We start from the raw sequence: 15240 nt of genomic DNA on the forward strand, positions 1-15240 counted from the left end.
CCCGGGCCGCCGCCCCTGGTAGGTGCCAACCTTGGTTGGCATGGATGCATGCATCCACGCATGGCGTGGATCTACTGCAGCTGCAAGCCGTCCCGCAACAAGGGCTCCAGCCAATCCAGGAACACCTGCACACGTTGCGCGCGATGCTGCCGATGCGGCAGCAACAGGGTCACCGGCAACGGCTGCGCCACGTACTGCGGCATTACTTCCACCAGCGCGCCCGACTGCAGTTCCGCCTGCACGTCGTAGCGCGGAATCTGCAGCAGTCCCAGCCCCGCGACGCAGCAGGCAATCGATGCCTCGGCGCTGTTCACCCGCACCCAGCCGGTCATCGGCAGTGTGCGCAGCTGCGCGCCTTCCTGCCATTCCCACGGCTCCACCCGCGCCGTGGTCGGCGATGCGTAGTTCACCGCGCGGTGCTGCTGCAGGTCGGCAGGATGCTGCGGTACACCGTGCTGGTGCAGGTACGCAGGCGCGGCAACGTTGACGAAGTCCAGCTGGCCCAGCGTGCGGGCCACCAGGCTGGAGTCACCCAGCTGGCCCACCCTCAGCACCGCATCGCAGCCGTCCTCGATCAGGTTTACCGCGCGATCAGTCATGCCCAGGTCCAGCTCGACCTCGGGGTGCCGTGCAAAGAAGTCGGGCAGGGCCGGGGCGATGATGCGGCGACCGATCCGGCTGGGCACATCGATCTTCAACAGGCCCTTCGGCTGTGCGTCGTCCTGGCGGAACAGCGACTCGGCATCTTCCATTTCGGCGATCAGGCGCAGGCAGCGCACGTAGAAGGTGTCGCCATCGTGGGTGGTGGAGACCCTGCGGGTGGAGCGCTGCAGCAGGCGCGTGCCCAGACGTTGCTCCAGTTCCGCCACGGCCGCCGACACGGTGGAGCGAGGCAGGCCGAGCTGGTCGGCGGCGCGGGTGAAGCTGGTGCACTCCACCACCCGGGCAAAGATGCGGAAACGCTCGATCCGGTCCATTGTTCGCACACTCTGGAAAGTTAAGTCAATGTTGCGGCCTTTATCCGCGATTTCTGCACGATATCGTCGTCAGCACAGGGTTGCCAGTCCGGCAGCCCCTTCCCCGAGACCGATGCCATGACCGACCACCGTATCCAGGGCAAGACCGTGCTGATCGCCGGCGGTGCCAAGAACCTCGGCGGGCTGATCGCCCGCGACTTCGCCGAGCAGGGCGCCAAGGCCATCGTCATCCACTACAACAGCGCTGCTACCCAGGCCGATGCCGAGGCGACCGTTGCAGCCGTGCAGGCCGCAGGTGCAAAGGCCGTGGCGTTGCAGGCCGATCTGACCTCGGCCACGGCAATGGGGCGGCTGTTCGCCGACGCGGTTGCCGCGGTCGGTCGCCCTGACATCGCGATCAACACCGTCGGCAAAGTGCTGAAGAAGCCGATGCTGGAGATCAGCGAAGCGGAGTACGACCAGATGAGCGCGGTCAACGCGAAGACGGCGTTCTTCTTCCTCAAGGAAGCCGGACGCCATGTCAACGACGGCGGCCGCATCTGCACGCTGGTCACTTCGCTGCTCGGCGCGTTCACTCCGTTCTATTCCAGCTACGCCGGCACCAAGGCGCCGGTGGAACACTTCACCCGCGCAGCATCGAAGGAATTTGGCGAGCGTGGGATCTCGGTGACTGCGATCGGTCCCGGGCCGATGGATACGCCGTTCTTCTATCCGGCCGAGAGTGCCGATGCGCAGGCGTATCACAAGACCGCCGCGGCGCTGTCGGCGTTCACCCGTACCGGCCTGACCGACATCGCCGACATCGTGCCGTGGATCCGCTTCCTGGTGACCGATGGCTGGTGGATGACCGGGCAGACCATCCTGGTCAATGGTGGTTACACCACAAAGTAGAGACACGCGAGGCTTGAGTTCGTGCCGTAGATCCACGCCATGCGTGGATGCTCTTGGCTTCATCCACGCATGGCGTGGATCTACTGTTGGTCCCCAAGTGGACAGCTTCAGGGCGTTCACGGGCACAATAGCGGCCAATTCCAGGGCCGGAGCGCCTGCCATGTTCTTCCGTACGACCTGCGCTTCGGCGCTGCTGCTGGTCGCCTGCAGCCGCTCTGCCATTGCGCAGCCGGCAGACACCGATGCTCTGCTGTTCCAGCATGACCTGCGGGACGTACTTGAGTGCGGCGCGAGCGCGGAAGTCCAGCAGGCCGTCGTCAGCCGCCTGCGCGCGGCACGCTACGCCGACGCTGCCGAACGACTGCCGTACCTGCGCGACTGGCGATTCGAGCAGGAAGGCGAGGATGACGATCACCGGGTGACCGTCATCACTCCGCCACAGTCGATGACCGTCCACGGTGTCGAAGTGCCGCGGCTGTTCGCTGATGCGTTCGGGTTCTCGGTTGCGTTGGACCCTGCGCAGCGCGATCATATCGTCGCTGCGCACGGCTTGCGGCTGCAGTCGAGCAAGCTGCAGGAGCCGTTCGAGCTATGGTCGACGCCCACCACATCGATCATCGTACGCAGTGCGGGCGACGGCTATCGACTGGGCTGTGCTCCTTCAACGAACGGTAACAGGGCAGCGGTACGTCAGCTGCCGGCTGCTGAAGTCCAGGACTTGCAGGATGCCATTCACTGCCGCGCCGATGAAGGCAGCATGCGCCGGCTGCAGGCGTTCTGGCAGCGGCTTTCCGAACAGCCGCAGTTCGAATGGCCGCAGGATGTCCGTTCGGTCAACGAGGTGAACTACACCGTTGGTGATGATGATCTGCACCTGCTGCTGATCGGGTTGCAGGTGCCTATCCAGGCGTACGGCGTTTCCACGCACACGATTGCGCTGGCGTTCGGTGGATTCTTCGGCGCGGATCTGGGTGGTGTTGCGCTTGCGCCAGTGCTATCCCAGGCGGGCATGGACACCTCGCATACGGTCGGCAAGGATGCGTGGCAGCGCTCGTTGCCGCCGATTGCTTTCAGTGGTGGCAGTTGGATCCCGCAGCACATCGTGATGCGCACCGACGAAGGTCGCGTTGTTGCCGGTTGCGCCAGCGACTACGCGCGCAGCACGTCGCACTGAGCGGATCTCGTGCCGGGCAACCAGCAGCAGACGGGGTAGGGCTCGCCGCTACCGATGGACATGCAAAGGGTGCCGGGTATGTCCCGGCACCCTGACGACTCATCCCAGCTTGGCCAGCACCGCGTCGGTGGCCGCCGCCGTACTCACGGCCGAACCCTTTGCCGCCAGATCTGCAGTGAACACGCCATCATCAAGCACTGCATGCACCGCCGCTTCCACCGCTGCGGCTTCGGCTTCCAGCCCCAGTGAATGGCGCAGCAGCATCGCCGCACTGAAGATCGTCGCGTACGGGTTGGCGATGCCCTTGCCAGCGATGTCCGGTGCCGAACCATGGATCGGCTCGTAGATGCCGACCGCGCCCGGCTCGCCCAGCGAAGCCGAGGGCAGCAGGCCCAGCGAACCGGCCAGCATCGAGGCTTCGTCGGTAAGGATGTCGCCGAACATGTTCTCGGTCACGATCACGTCGTACTCGCGCGGCTTGGCCAGCAGGTGCATGGCCATCGAATCGACCAGCTGGTGTTCAAGCGCGACGTCCGGGAACTCCTCGCGGCCGATGCGCGCGGCCACGTCACGCCACAGGCGTGAGGTTTCCAGCACGTTGGCCTTGTCCACCGAGGTGACCTTGCCGCGCCGCTGCTGCGCCAGGCGGAAGGCACTGCGCAGCACGCGCTCGATCTCGACCACGGTGTAGCGGCACAGATCGCTGGCGCTGTCGGCATCGCGGGTCTTGTCGCCGAAGTAGATGCCACCGGTCAGCTCGCGCACCACCACGAAGTCCACGCCCTGCAGCAGCTCGGCCTTGATCGGCGAGGCGTGCAGCGCCGCTTCGTGGGTGCGCACCGGACGCAGGTTGGCATACAGGCCCAGCGCCTTGCGGATCGCCAGCAGGCCCTGTTCCGGCCGTACCTTGGCGTTCGGGTCGGACCACTTCGGGCCGCCCACCGCGCCCAGCAGCACCGCGTTGGCAGCCTGACAGGCGGCCAGGGTCGAGGCTGGCAACGGCTCGCCGTGACGGTCGATGGCGATGCCACCGATATCGTGCTCGCTGAAGGTAAAAGTGTGGTTGAAGCGCTTGGCGACGGCGTTCAGGACGGCGACCGCGGCGGCGGCGACTTCCGGGCCGATGCCATCACCGGGCAGGACAACAATTTCAGCGTGCATGCTCACTCTCGTAACGTTCGATTTCAGGGACACGGCCCAACAGATAGCCCAATTGATCGACGCCTTCCAGCAGACAGGTCTGCGAGAAGCCGTCCAATGGGAAGGAATACACGCGGCCATCGGGCGTGCGCAGTTCGCGCGCGGCCACGTCAATGGTCAGCTCATCGTCCGGGCGCTGCATCAGCACCTGCACGTCGGCTTCGTCCAGCACGATCGGCAGCAGGCCGTTCTTCAGCGAGTTGCCGCGGAAGATGTCGGCGATCTCGCTGCTGACGATGGCGCGCAGGCCGAGGTCGGTCAGTGCCCAGGGTGCATGCTCGCGCGATGAGCCGCAGCCGAAGTTGCGCCCGGCCAGCAGGATGCTGCGGCCGGCGTTGTGCGGCTGGTTGAAGGCGAAATCGGCCACCGGCGAACCATCGGCCTGCCAGCGCCAGTCGTTGAACGCATTGCGGCCCAGGCCGGCGCGCTCGGTGGTGGACAGGAACCGGGCCGGAATGATCTGGTCGGTATCGATATTGGTCTGGCGCAGCACCACGCTGGCCGAACGCAGTGTGCGGAAGCCGCTCATCAGGCCACCTCCTGTGCGAACAGTTCACGGGCATCGGCGACGTGGCCCTGCACGGCGGCCCAGGCAGCACTCATCGGCGAGGCCAGCAGGGTGCGCGAGCCCGGGCCCTGGCGGCCTTCGAAATTGCGGTTGCTGGTACTGACTGCCAGTTGGCCGGGGGCGACCAGATCGCCATTCATGGCGATGCACATCGAACAACCCGGCTCGCGCCACTCGGCACCGGCCGCGCGCACGATCTCGTGGATGCCCTCGGCTTCGGCCTGGCGCTTGACGATTTCCGAGCCGGGCACCACCAGCATGCGCACGCGCTCGGCGATGCGACGACCGCGCAGCACCTGCGCCACTTCGCGCATGTCGCTCAGGCGGCCGTTGGTGCAGGAGCCGACGAAGACCACGTCCACCGGTGTGCCGGCCAGCGTCTGTCCCGCCTGGAAGTGCATGTAATCCAGGCCCTTCTGCGCGGCGGCATCGTTGGCTGCCGGGACCGGCGCGTCCACCGCGATGGCGGTGCCGGGGTGGGTGCCCCAGGTCAGGGTCGGGCGGATATGGGCAGCATCGATGTGCACCTCGCTGTCGAAGCGCGCGCCTTCATCGCTGCGCAGCTGCGTCCAGCGGGCCACGGCGGCGTCGAAGTCGGCGCCCTTCGGGCCGCGTGGGGTATTGGCAACGAAGTCGAACGTCACCTGGTCGGGAGCGACCATGCCGGCGCGTGCACCGGCTTCGATCGACATGTTGCACAGGGTCATGCGCTGTTCCATGTCCATCGCTTCGATGGTGCTGCCGCGGAACTCGATCACGTGGCCGGTGCCGCCATTGACGCCGATCACGCCGATGATGTGCAGGACCACGTCCTTGGCGCCGATACCCGGTGCGAGCTCGCCATCGACGGTGATCGCCAGTGTTTTGGCCTTGCGCTGCAGCAGGCACTGCGTGGCCAGCACATGGCCGACTTCGCTGGTGCCGATGCCGAAGGCCAGCGACCCGAACGCGCCGTGGGTGGAGGTGTGGCTGTCGCCGCAGACGATGGTCATGCCGGGCTGGGTGAAGCCCTGTTCCGGTGCGATCACGTGGACGATGCCGCGATTGTCCGAGGCCATGTCGAACAGTTCGATGCCGTGCTCGGCGCAGTTGCGTGCCAGCATGGCGACCTGCGCTTCGGACGCGGCGCTGGCGTAGGGCAGGGTGCCATCGGCGGCGGGCGGCAGGGTCGGCGTGGAGTGGTCCATCGTCGCCTTGGTCCGATCCGGACGGCGCGGCTTCAGGCCGCGCTCGCGCAGTTCGGTGAAGGCCTGCGGCGAAGTCACTTCATGGATCAGGTGCAGGTCGATATACAGCACGGCGGGCGCGCTGTCGGTTTCGGGAACCACCACGTGGGCGTCCCACAGTTTGTCGTACAGGGTGCGGGGTACGGAAGTCATGCGTTTGCCTGGCAGGAGTACGAAGTAGCGGACATCGAAGAGAAAGTAACAGGGTCGGGTCAGCGCCGACGCGCGAGCACGCGCAGACGCACGTAGTCGGCCAGCGGCTGGCCAGCGGCGTTGCGCGGCAGATCCGCCAGCAGGGCTGCGGCGGCATCGCGCACGGTGGCGCGCGCGTCGACCGGCAGGTCGTCCAGCAGCGGTGCGGCGAACACCCGCAGCCAGCCGGCAACGCCGGTCGGCAGCGCGGTCGGGCGTGGCAGGCATTCGATCAGCTGCACCTGGAAGCCATGCTGGCGCAGGCGTTCGGCGTAGGCATCGGCGCTGGGGAAGTACCACTGGAATGCGCTGGCACCGTGGCCATGGGCGACGCGCGCGGCCTGTACGGCGGCAACGATCGTGGCCACGTTGCCATGACCGCCGAACTCGGCGACGAAGCGGCCGCCGGGGCGCAGGGCGCGGCGCACGCCTTCCAGCACGCGGTCCGGGTTGGCCATCCAATGCAGCGCCGCGTTGCTGAACACTGCATCGAACGCGCCGTCGAAGGTCAGCGCGTGACCGTCCATCACCTGCGCATCGACACCCCGTGCACGGGCGGCGATCACCATTTCCGGCGAAGCATCGACGCCCTGCATGTGTGCGCCGCTGAGGGCCAGTTCGGTGGTGAGCACGCCATCGCCACAGCCCAGGTCGAGGATGCGCTCGCCGGCACGCGCGTCGAGCAGACGCGCTACGGCGCCGCCGAGGGTCGGCACGAAGCCGGCATCGATCGCATAGTCCTGGGCATTCCACTGCTGGCCAGCGCTGCTGGTGGCGGTTGCGGTGTCGAAGGCGCTCATCTTGGATTCCTCAGGCGGTGGCGGTGGCAGGTGCTTCAGTGCTGACGCCGGCGTTGGCCTGGCGCTGCCGCAGCAGGCGGTTGGCTACGTCCAGCCAGGCCAGCGCGGAGGCTTCGATGATGTCCTTGCTGGTGCCGGTACCGTCGTACTCGACGCCTTCGTGGCGCACGCTCAGGTTGGCTTCGCCACGCGCATCGGCACCGATGCCGACGCTGTGCACGTGGTAGCTGTCCAGCATCAACTGCACGCCGGTGGCGGCTGACAAGGCGCCGAACAGGGCATCGACCGGGCCATCACCCTGCGCGGTCTCGGCCACGCGGTTGCCGTCCGGGTCGGACAGTTCGACCAGCGCATTGGCACGGCTGCCGACATCGCTGATGGTCATCGAGGCCAGGCGGTAGCCCTGTGCGTTGGAGCCGCCCTGCATCAGTGTCTGCAGGTCGGCGTCGGTGACAACGCGTTGCTGCTCGCACAGGCCCTTGAACTGCTCGAACACCAGCTTCAGCTCGTCTTCCTCCAGCCAGAAGCCCAGCGCGCGCAGGCGCGCTTCGACGGCGGCGCGGCCACTGTGGCGGCCCAGCACCATCTGCGAGTCCTCCCAGCCCACGTCTTCCGGACGCATGATTTCGTAGGTGCCGCGGTGGCGCAGCATGCCGTGCTGGTGGATGCCCGATTCATGGGCGAACGCGTTGGCGCCGACGATGGCCTTGTTGCGCTGTACCGGCATGCCGACCAGGCGCTGCAGCAGCTGCGAAGTACCGACGATACGCGGGGTGTCGATGGCGGTGTCCTGCTCGTAGAAGGCCTGGCGCACCTTCAGCACCATCGCGATTTCTTCCAGCGAGCAGTTGCCGGCGCGTTCACCGATGCCGTTGACGGTGCACTCGACCTGGCGCGCGCCACCTTCGATGGCGGCCAGCGAGTTGGCCACGGCCAGGCCCAGGTCGTTGTGGCAGTGCGCGCTGAAGATCACGTTGCCTGCGTTCGGTACGTCGGCGACGCCAGCGATGACCTGCTGGAACATCGTGCGGATCTCTTCCGGCGTGGTGAAGCCGACGGTGTCGGGCAGGTTGATGGTGGTGGCGCCGGCAGCGATCGCCACGCGCGAGACTTCAATCAGGTAATCCAGCTCGGTACGGGTAGCGTCCTCGGCGGAGAACTCGACGTCATCGATGTAGGAGCGGGCCAGTGCTACGTGCCTGCGTACCGATTCCAGTACCTGCTCACGCGTCATCCGCAGCTTGTGCTCACGGTGCAGCGGGCTGGTCGACAGGAACACATGCAGGCGCGGGTTGGCAGCGGCTTCCAGCGCACGCGCCGAGGTCTCGATGTCCGCCTGCAGGCAGCGCGACAGCACCGCCAGGCTCAGGCTCGGGCGGCGCAGTTCGCGGCCGATCAGGGCCATCGCTTCGCGGTCGGACTGCGAGCTGGCCGGGAAGCCGGTCTCGATGATGTCCACGCCCAGTTCGTCCAGCGCACGCGCCATCACCAGTTTCTGCGGCGGGCTCATGCTGCAGCCGGGGGACTGCTCGCCGTCACGCAGGGTGGTGTCGAAGATGCGGATGCGCGGGGTGGTAATTCGTTCGATGGTGGTCACAGGGAAATCTCCTCGACAGCGGGTGCGACGGCTTGCAGGGGGGAAGGGGAAGGCGTTGGGAAAGCGGTGGCGGTCGCCTTGCCGGGCGAACGCGGAGTTTCTGCCCGGCGTCGGCGCGGTTTGCGTGGCGGACGCGGACGGATATCGGTAAGCAGGCCGGCGAGCACGCCGGCATCGATGTTGCCGCCGGAGACGACCGCGCACTTGCGGCGGCCGGCAACGCGACGGCCGGCGGCCAGCGCCAGCGCACCGGCGCCCTCGGCGATGATGTGTTCTTCCAGTGCCAGTCGCACCAGGGTCTCGCGCAGTTCGGCTTCGCGCACGATCACCACATCGTCCAGCAGCGAGGTGCACAGGCGGCGGGTCAGGAAGCCGGGAATCTTCACCCGCACACCGTCGGCCAGCGACGGCACAGGATTGATCTCGCGCACGTCGCCGCGGATCGCGCGGGCCATCGAATCGACACCCTCGACCTGCGCACCGACGATGCGCACGCCCTGCGACTTCAGCGCCAGGGCGACGCCGGAGGCCAGGCCGCCACCGCCGATCGGTACGATCACCACGTCCGGCGCATGCGCGGCCAGCTCGATGCCGACGGTGCCCTGGCCGGCGATGACATCGGCATCGTCGAACGCGGACAGGAAGCGGTAGCCATGGCGCTGTGCCAGTTCGACGGCGAAGGCATAGGCCTCGTCATAGCTGTTGCCATGCTGGCGCACTGTCGCGCCCCAATGGGCGACGCCAGCGATCTTGGTGGCCGGTGCGCCATGCGGCATCACGGCAATGGCCGGCACATCCAGGCGATAGGCGGCCCAGGCCACGCCCTGCGCGTGATTGCCGGCCGAGGCGCAGATCACCGGCCGGGTATCGCCACGTTCGCGGGCGGCCAGCAGGGCATTCAGCGCACCGCGTACCTTGTACGAACCGGTACGCTGCAGGTTCTCCAGCTTCAGCCAGGTGCCGAAGCGCTCGGCATGGTGCAGCGGAGTGGGCGGCAGGAAGCGGCGCAGGCGGGCCTGCGCGGCCAGTACGTCGGCAACGGTTACGTCGCCGACATCGCTTTCCTTGCTGGCATCAGCGGCCGGCATGGGCCACCAGCACGGTGTTGCCGACCAGCGCCTGCGGGCACGGGCGGCGAAGAAGACGCCTCCGTACCGGCACCGTGGTGAATACGGTACGGGCGTTCATGCGGATACTCCTTCCAGTGCGGTCATCTGCACCGAAACGCAGTCGTAGATCTTTTCCATCTGCCGGCACAGTGTTTCCGGCGGGCGCTGGCTGTCCACCACCAGTTGCAGGTGCCAACGGCCATCATCGGCGGGCACCGGCGCACCGGTGATCGCGCGCGGTGCGAAACCGCGGCGTTCGGCCATGCCGATCACGCGCAGCAGCGCGCCCTCGGCCGGTTGCAGCACCAGGTCAAGCCGGTATTGCATTGGGGATCTCCTGGCGTGCATGTGCAGGGTTGCTTTCCAGCATGGTGCTGTTGGCGGTATTGGGCGGCACCAGCGGCCACACGTTCGCGCGTGCATCGATGGCCACGTGCAGCAGGGCCGGGCCCGGCTCGGCCAGCAATGCGGCCAGGCCACCTTCGACGTCATCGCGCGCATCGATGCGCGTGGCCGCGATGCCGAACACCTTGGCCAGGGCCACGAAGTCCGGGTTGTCGGACAGGTCGATCTCGCTGTAACGCTCGGCGAAGAACAGCTCCTGCCACTGCCGCACCATGCCCAGCGAACTGTTGTCCAGCAGGATGATCTTCACCGGCAGGCGGCAGCGGGCGATGGTCGCCAGCTCCTGCACATTCATCATGAAGCTGCCATCGCCGGACACCAGCACCACCGTGCGCTCAGGGCAGGCGAACTGCGCGCCCATCGCCGCCGGCAGGCCAAAACCCATCGTGCCCAGCGCACCGCTGGTCAGGTGGTTGCGCGGATGATTGAAGCGGCAGTGCTGCGCCACCCACATCTGGTGCTGGCCGACGTCGCAGGCGATCACCGTATCGGCCGGTGCCAGCTCGCTCAGGCGCTTCAGCAGCGCCGGGGCGTAGATGTGCTGGCCCGGTGCGTCGTAGCGCGCGGCAAAGCGATCGCGATGCTGTGCGCAGCGCTTGCGCCATGCGTCCTGGTGGGCCTTGGGGGAGGGGAAGGCCGCACGCAGGGCGCGGATGGCATGGCCGAGGTTGCCGGGCACGGCGACATCGGCGCTGCGCAGCTTGGAGATCTCGTACGCATCGGCATCGATGTGCACCACGCGGGCGAACGGCGCGAACTCGGCCAGCTTGCCGGTTGCCCGATCATCGAAACGCGCACCCAGCACCAGCAGCAGATCGCTTTCCTGCACGGCCATGTTCGCCGCGCGGGTGCCATGCATGCCCAGCATGCCCAGCGACTGCGGGTGCTGGGGAGGCAGCGCGCCCAGCCCACGCAGGGTCATCACGGTAGGAATGGCGCTGGCTTCGACGAACGCGCGCAGATCCTGCACGGCATCGCCCAGGGCGATGCCACCACCGGCGTAGACCACCGGCTTTTCAGCCGCGGCCAGTGCGGCGATGGCCTCGGCGATGGCCTCGGCGGCGGCGGCCGGCGGCGGCTCCACGCTGGCCGGCACGTGCGTCGGCAGGTGGCTGGCATCGGCCAGCTGCACATCCTTGGGCAGGTCGATCAGCACCGGGCCGGGGCGGCCCTCACGGGCGATGCGGAAAGCGTCGGCCACCACGCGCGGCAGATCATCGACGCTGCGCACCAGCCAGCTGTGCTTGACGATCGGCATCGTCAGGCCGAACACATCCAGTTCCTGGAACGCATCAGTGCCCAGCAGCGGCGTGGCGACCTGGCCGGTGATGCAGACCATCGGCACCGAATCGAGCATCGCATCGGCGATGCCGGTGACCAGGTTCGACGCGCCCGGCCCGGAGGTCGCTACGCAGACGCCAACCTGGCCACTGGCGCGTGCAAAGCCGTTGGCGGCCAGTGCCGCGCCCTGCTCATGGCGGACCAGGATGTGCTTCAGCGACGAATCCACCAGCGCGTCGTAGAACGGCATGATGGTGCCGCCCGGGTAGCCGAACAGTGTGCGGACACCCTCGGCCTCCAGCGCCTGGGTCAGCCAGCGCGCGCCGTTGGGCGGCGCGCTGCGGTGTGTGGGAGAGTTCATGGGGGAACCTTGCAGAGCGGGTGGGGGTGCCGCGTTGTTACGCGGCTTGACCTTGCAACCAGACCATCTTGGCGCGCAGTTCCTTGCCTACCTTCTCGATCGGATGCTCCAGGTCGGCCTGCTTGAACTTGTTGTAGTTCGGCAGGCCCGCTTCGTACTCGGCTACCCAGTTCTTGGTGAAGGTGCCGTCCTGGATGTCCTTCAGCACTTCCTTCATGCGCTCCTTGGTACCGGCGTCGATCACCCGCGGGCCGCTGACGTAGTCGCCGTACTGCGCGGTCTCGGAGATGAACTCCAACATGCGCGAGATGCCGCCTTCGTAGAACAGGTCGACGATCAGCTTCAGTTCGTGCAGCACTTCGTAGTAGGCGATTTCCGGCTGGTAACCGGCTTCCACCAGCGTCTCGAAGCCCGCCTGCACCAGTGCCGAAGCGCCGCCGCACAGCACCGCCTGCTCACCGAACAGATCGGTTTCGGTTTCTTCCTTGAAGGTGGTCTGGATCAGGTTGGCACGTGCGCCACCCAGGCCACCGGCATAGGCAAGTGCGTACTCGGCGGCCTTACCGCTCTTGTCCTGGTAGACCGCCCAGATGCACGGCACACCGCGGCCGATTTCATATTCGCGACGGACCAGCGCACCCGGTCCCTTCGGCGCGACCAGCACGACGTCCAGGTCGTCGCGCGGCTTGATCATGTCGAAGTGCACGTTCAAGCCATGCGCGAACAGCAGCACCGCGCCCTGCTTCATGTTCGGTGCCAGCACGTCCTCGTACAGCTTCTTCTGCACCATGTCCGGGGTCAGCACTGCGACCAGGTCGGCATCCTTCACCGCCTCGGCCGGTGCCTTCACGGTGAAGCCATCGGCCTGCGCCTTGACCTCGGTGGGGCCGCCCGGGCGCAGGCCTACCACCACATCGAAGCCGGATTCACGCAGGTTCAGCGCGTGCGCGCGGCCCTGGCTGCCGTAGCCGATGACGGCGATCTTGGTCTGGGGCAGTTCGTTGGTGCTCATGGGGGAGGTTCCTTGCGGGTGGGAAGAAAAAAGACGGCCGGCAGTCGAATCGACGTACCGGCCGGTCAGGGAAAAGCGGGGAGGGCAGCGCCGCGCGTCGCACAGGTACTGCCACCACGAGGGTTCGTGGTGCAGCGGGTCCGGGTTGTGCGATGGGCGTTGGTCATGGTGGTTGCGTCTGAAACCAGGTCCTGAAATGAAAAAACCCGCACCTGGGCGGGTGCGGGTTTTGAAGAGTTCCGGTGTATTTGCTGCTTACACGCTGGCTCGTCCCGCACCTGTTGGTTGGGTAATAAGTACGAGCACAAGAATCGAACGCAGCGAGGCGGCGCCGGTATCGGCGGCTTCGATGTGGGTTCGCGGTGGCGTGTTGTGATGCAACATGTGATCGAGAAAACCACAGCCGTTTCCGCGCTGTCAACCCTCGCAGCGATATTCCCGTCAGTTTCCGCTGCATGCAGTGCAATCGCTTGTGGCACAAGGATGGTTGCGGCTGAAAGTGTTTCGGTGAACCCGAATTCACTCTTTTCAACGGGGTTTTTGCGCGGATTCCGGGTGATTTTGTCTTGGTAGGTGCCGACCTTGGTCCGCGCCGACCGAAGAGCTGCCGTCCATGACCTATGCCCATGGCCCCTGATCGCCGCAGCAGCGAAGATCGGGTCACCGCCTTTCCATCCGGAACCCGACCGTGTCCCGACGTCTTGCCCGTTCCCTGCTGGCTGCTGCCGTGCTGGCTGCCGTGCCCATGCTGTCCCAGGCTGCCGACCGTATCACCGGCCATACCTTCGCCACCCGTTCGGAGGTGATCGCCCCGCATGCGATGGCCGCTACCTCGCAGCCGCTGGCCACCCAGATCGCGCTGGACGTGATGAAGGGCGGTGGCTCGGCTGTCGATGCCGCCATTGCGGCCAACGCGGCGCTGGGCCTGATGGAGCCCACCGGCAACGGCGTCGGCGGCGACCTGTTCGCCATCGTGTGGGACCCGAAGACGCAGAAGCTTTACGGCTACAACGGCTCCGGTCGCTCGCCGAAGTCGCTCACCCTGGCCGAGTTCCAGCGCCGGGGCCTGAAGGAAATTCCGGCCACCGGTCCGCTGCCGGTATCGGTACCGGGCGCGGTGGATGGCTGGTTCGCGTTGCACGACCGGTTCGGTCGCAAGCCGATGGCCGACAACCTGGCCCCGGCCATCCGCTATGCGCGCGAGGGGCATCCGGTGGCCGAAGTGATCGCCTATTACTGGGATCGCTCGGTGCCGAAGCTGTCGCAGTATCCGGGTTTCAAGGAACAGTTCACCATCGACGGCCACGCCCCGCGCAAGGGCGAGATGTGGAAGAACCCGAACCTTGCAGACACCCTGCAGAAGATTGCCGACGGCGGGCGTGATGCCTTCTACAAGGGTGATATCGCCCACACCATCGGCGACTACTTCAAGAAGAATGGCGGCTACCTGAGCTACCAGGACATGGCCGACCACCATGGCGAGTGGGTTGAACCGGTCAGCAGCAACTACCGTGGCTATGACGTGTGGGAACTGCCGCCGAACAGCCAGGGCATCGCCGCACTGCAGATCCTCAACGTGCTGGAAGGCTACGACTTCTCGAAAATTCCGTTCGGCTCACCCGAGCACGTGCACCTGTTCGTGGAAGCGAAGAAGCTGGCGTTCGCCGACCGCGCGCGTTTCTACGCCGACATGGCGTTCCAGCCGGCACCGGTACAGAAGCTGATTTCCAAGGACTACGCCGCGCAGCGCCGCGCGCTGATCTCGATGGACAAGGCGCTGAAGGAAGTGCAGCCGGGTACACCGAAGCAGCTGGAAGAGGGCGACACGATCTACATGACCGTGGCCGACGCCGACGGCATGATGGTTTCGCTGATCCAGTCCAACTACCGCGGCATGGGCAGCGGCATGGCGCCGCCAGGGCTGGGTTTCATCCTGCAGGACCGCGGCGAGATGTTCGTGCTGCAGAAGAACCATCCCAATGGCTACGCACCGGGCAAGCGTCCGTTCCAGACCATCATTCCGGCCTTCATCACCAAGGATGGCAAGCCATATGCAAGCTTCGGCGTGATGGGCGGTGCGATGCAGCCACAGGGACACGCGCAGATCGTGATGAACTTGGTGGACTTCGGCATGAACCTGCAGGAAGCCGGTGATGCGCCGCGCATCCAGCACGAGGGTTCGACCGAGCCGACCGGGCAGGCCACGGCGATGACCGATGGTGGCGAGGTCAATCTGGAAACCGGGTTCCCGTACGAGACGGTGCGCGCGTTGATGCGCAAGGGTCACCGCGTGGTGTTCGCCGATGGTCCGTACGGCGGCTACCAGGCGATCCTGCGTGATCCGGATACGGGCGTGTATTACGGCGCGTCGGAGAGTCGCAAGGATGGGCAGGCGGCGGGCTACTGAGGCTTCCCGGCCAACGGGTTGAGCCCCCTCTGCGGTGGGT

Annotated in this window: 13 protein-coding genes; 3 read left to right on the plus strand and 10 right to left on the minus strand. The window is 66.5% G+C overall.

What is annotated here, in order from left to right:
- Window positions 1-71 precede the first annotated feature (71 nt).
- Window positions 72-977: a LysR family transcriptional regulator gene (locus GIW57_RS09330; RefSeq protein ID WP_100462690.1), complete on the minus strand. Its 906-nt coding sequence runs from the start codon at window positions 975-977 to the stop codon at window positions 72-74.
- Between the two features lie 117 nt (window positions 978-1094).
- On the opposite strand from GIW57_RS09330, the gene GIW57_RS09335 reads away from it, so the two are divergent.
- Window positions 1095-1868 carry an SDR family oxidoreductase gene (locus GIW57_RS09335; protein ID WP_100462691.1) on the plus strand — a complete coding sequence of 258 codons (774 nt, stop codon included), beginning with the start codon at window positions 1095-1097 and terminating at the stop codon, window positions 1866-1868.
- Window positions 1869-1911: 43 nt separating this feature from the next.
- Window positions 1912-3042 (plus strand): hypothetical protein, encoded by a 1131-nt coding sequence (locus GIW57_RS09340; RefSeq protein WP_236510214.1) that lies wholly within the window; start codon window positions 1912-1914, stop codon window positions 3040-3042.
- Between the two features lie 99 nt (window positions 3043-3141).
- Here the strand turns inward: GIW57_RS09340 and leuB are convergent, their stop codons facing one another.
- The 9 genes from leuB to ilvC form a co-directional block, all read right to left on the minus strand.
- Window positions 3142-4203: a 3-isopropylmalate dehydrogenase gene (leuB, locus tag GIW57_RS09345; protein ID WP_236510216.1), complete on the minus strand. Its 1062-nt coding sequence runs from the start codon at window positions 4201-4203 to the stop codon at window positions 3142-3144.
- The gene (leuD, locus tag GIW57_RS09350) at window positions 4193-4771 is read right to left on the minus strand and encodes a 3-isopropylmalate dehydratase small subunit (protein WP_100462694.1); all 579 of its coding nucleotides are present in this window, start codon (window positions 4769-4771) and stop codon (window positions 4193-4195) included. The genes leuB and leuD overlap by 11 nt, the downstream gene beginning before the upstream one ends.
- The gene (gene leuC, locus GIW57_RS09355; protein ID WP_236510218.1) at window positions 4771-6189 is read right to left on the minus strand and encodes a 3-isopropylmalate dehydratase large subunit; all 1419 of its coding nucleotides are present in this window, start codon (window positions 6187-6189) and stop codon (window positions 4771-4773) included. The genes leuD and leuC overlap by 1 nt, the downstream gene beginning before the upstream one ends.
- 59 nt (window positions 6190-6248) lie before the next feature.
- The gene (locus GIW57_RS09360) at window positions 6249-7028 is read right to left on the minus strand and encodes a class I SAM-dependent methyltransferase (RefSeq protein ID WP_236510220.1); all 780 of its coding nucleotides are present in this window, start codon (window positions 7026-7028) and stop codon (window positions 6249-6251) included.
- 10 nt (window positions 7029-7038) lie between these two features.
- Entirely contained in the window at window positions 7039-8625 is a 1587-nt protein-coding gene (locus GIW57_RS09365; RefSeq protein ID WP_100462697.1) for a 2-isopropylmalate synthase, read from the minus strand.
- On the minus strand, window positions 8622-9713 hold the full coding sequence (locus tag GIW57_RS09370) for a threonine dehydratase (RefSeq protein ID WP_100462698.1): 1092 nt from the start codon (window positions 9711-9713) through the stop codon (window positions 8622-8624). Before GIW57_RS09370 ends, GIW57_RS09365 begins: the two co-directional genes overlap by 4 nt.
- Window positions 9714-9809: 96 nt before the next feature.
- Complete coding sequence (locus GIW57_RS09375; RefSeq protein ID WP_100462699.1) at window positions 9810-10061, minus strand: ACT domain-containing protein; 252 nt, start codon at window positions 10059-10061, stop codon at window positions 9810-9812.
- Window positions 10045-11781, minus strand: coding sequence for an acetolactate synthase 2 catalytic subunit (gene ilvG, locus GIW57_RS09380; RefSeq protein WP_236510222.1), 1737 nt, complete (start codon window positions 11779-11781; stop codon window positions 10045-10047). Before ilvG ends, GIW57_RS09375 begins: the two co-directional genes overlap by 17 nt.
- A 37-nt stretch (window positions 11782-11818) precedes the next feature.
- Complete coding sequence (gene ilvC / locus GIW57_RS09385; protein ID WP_230113252.1) at window positions 11819-12793, minus strand: ketol-acid reductoisomerase; 975 nt, start codon at window positions 12791-12793, stop codon at window positions 11819-11821.
- A 688-nt stretch (window positions 12794-13481) separates the two neighbouring features.
- Here ilvC and ggt point away from each other — a divergent pair.
- On the plus strand, window positions 13482-15200 hold the full coding sequence (gene ggt, locus GIW57_RS09390) for a gamma-glutamyltransferase (RefSeq protein WP_236510225.1): 1719 nt from the start codon (window positions 13482-13484) through the stop codon (window positions 15198-15200).
- Window positions 15201-15240: the final 40 nt, after the last annotated feature.

Source organism: Stenotrophomonas sp. PA-6-5C (assembly GCF_021605635.1).
In the GTDB taxonomy this organism is placed as follows: domain Bacteria; phylum Pseudomonadota; class Gammaproteobacteria; order Xanthomonadales; family Xanthomonadaceae; genus Stenotrophomonas; species Stenotrophomonas lactitubi.

Excerpts from the sequence above, each read along its gene's own strand:
- GIW57_RS09330 (WP_100462690.1), bottom strand. The coding sequence starts at position 977 with ATGGACCGGATCGAGCGTTTCCGCATCTTTGCCCGGGTGGTGGAGTGC.
- GIW57_RS09335 (WP_100462691.1), top strand. The coding sequence starts at position 1,095 with ATGACCGACCACCGTATCCAGGGCAAGACCGTGCTGATCGCCGGCGGT.
- leuB (WP_236510216.1), bottom strand. The coding sequence starts at position 4,203 with ATGCACGCTGAAATTGTTGTCCTGCCCGGTGATGGCATCGGCCCGGAA.
- leuD (WP_100462694.1), bottom strand. The coding sequence starts at position 4,771 with ATGAGCGGCTTCCGCACACTGCGTTCGGCCAGCGTGGTGCTGCGCCAG.
- leuC (WP_236510218.1), bottom strand. The coding sequence starts at position 6,189 with ATGACTTCCGTACCCCGCACCCTGTACGACAAACTGTGGGACGCCCAC.
- GIW57_RS09360 (WP_236510220.1), bottom strand. The coding sequence starts at position 7,028 with ATGAGCGCCTTCGACACCGCAACCGCCACCAGCAGCGCTGGCCAGCAG.
- GIW57_RS09370 (WP_100462698.1), bottom strand. The coding sequence starts at position 9,713 with ATGCCGGCCGCTGATGCCAGCAAGGAAAGCGATGTCGGCGACGTAACC.
- GIW57_RS09375 (WP_100462699.1), bottom strand. The coding sequence starts at position 10,061 with ATGCAATACCGGCTTGACCTGGTGCTGCAACCGGCCGAGGGCGCGCTG.
- ilvG (WP_236510222.1), bottom strand. The coding sequence starts at position 11,781 with ATGAACTCTCCCACACACCGCAGCGCGCCGCCCAACGGCGCGCGCTGG.
- ilvC (WP_230113252.1), bottom strand. The coding sequence starts at position 12,793 with ATGAGCACCAACGAACTGCCCCAGACCAAGATCGCCGTCATCGGCTAC.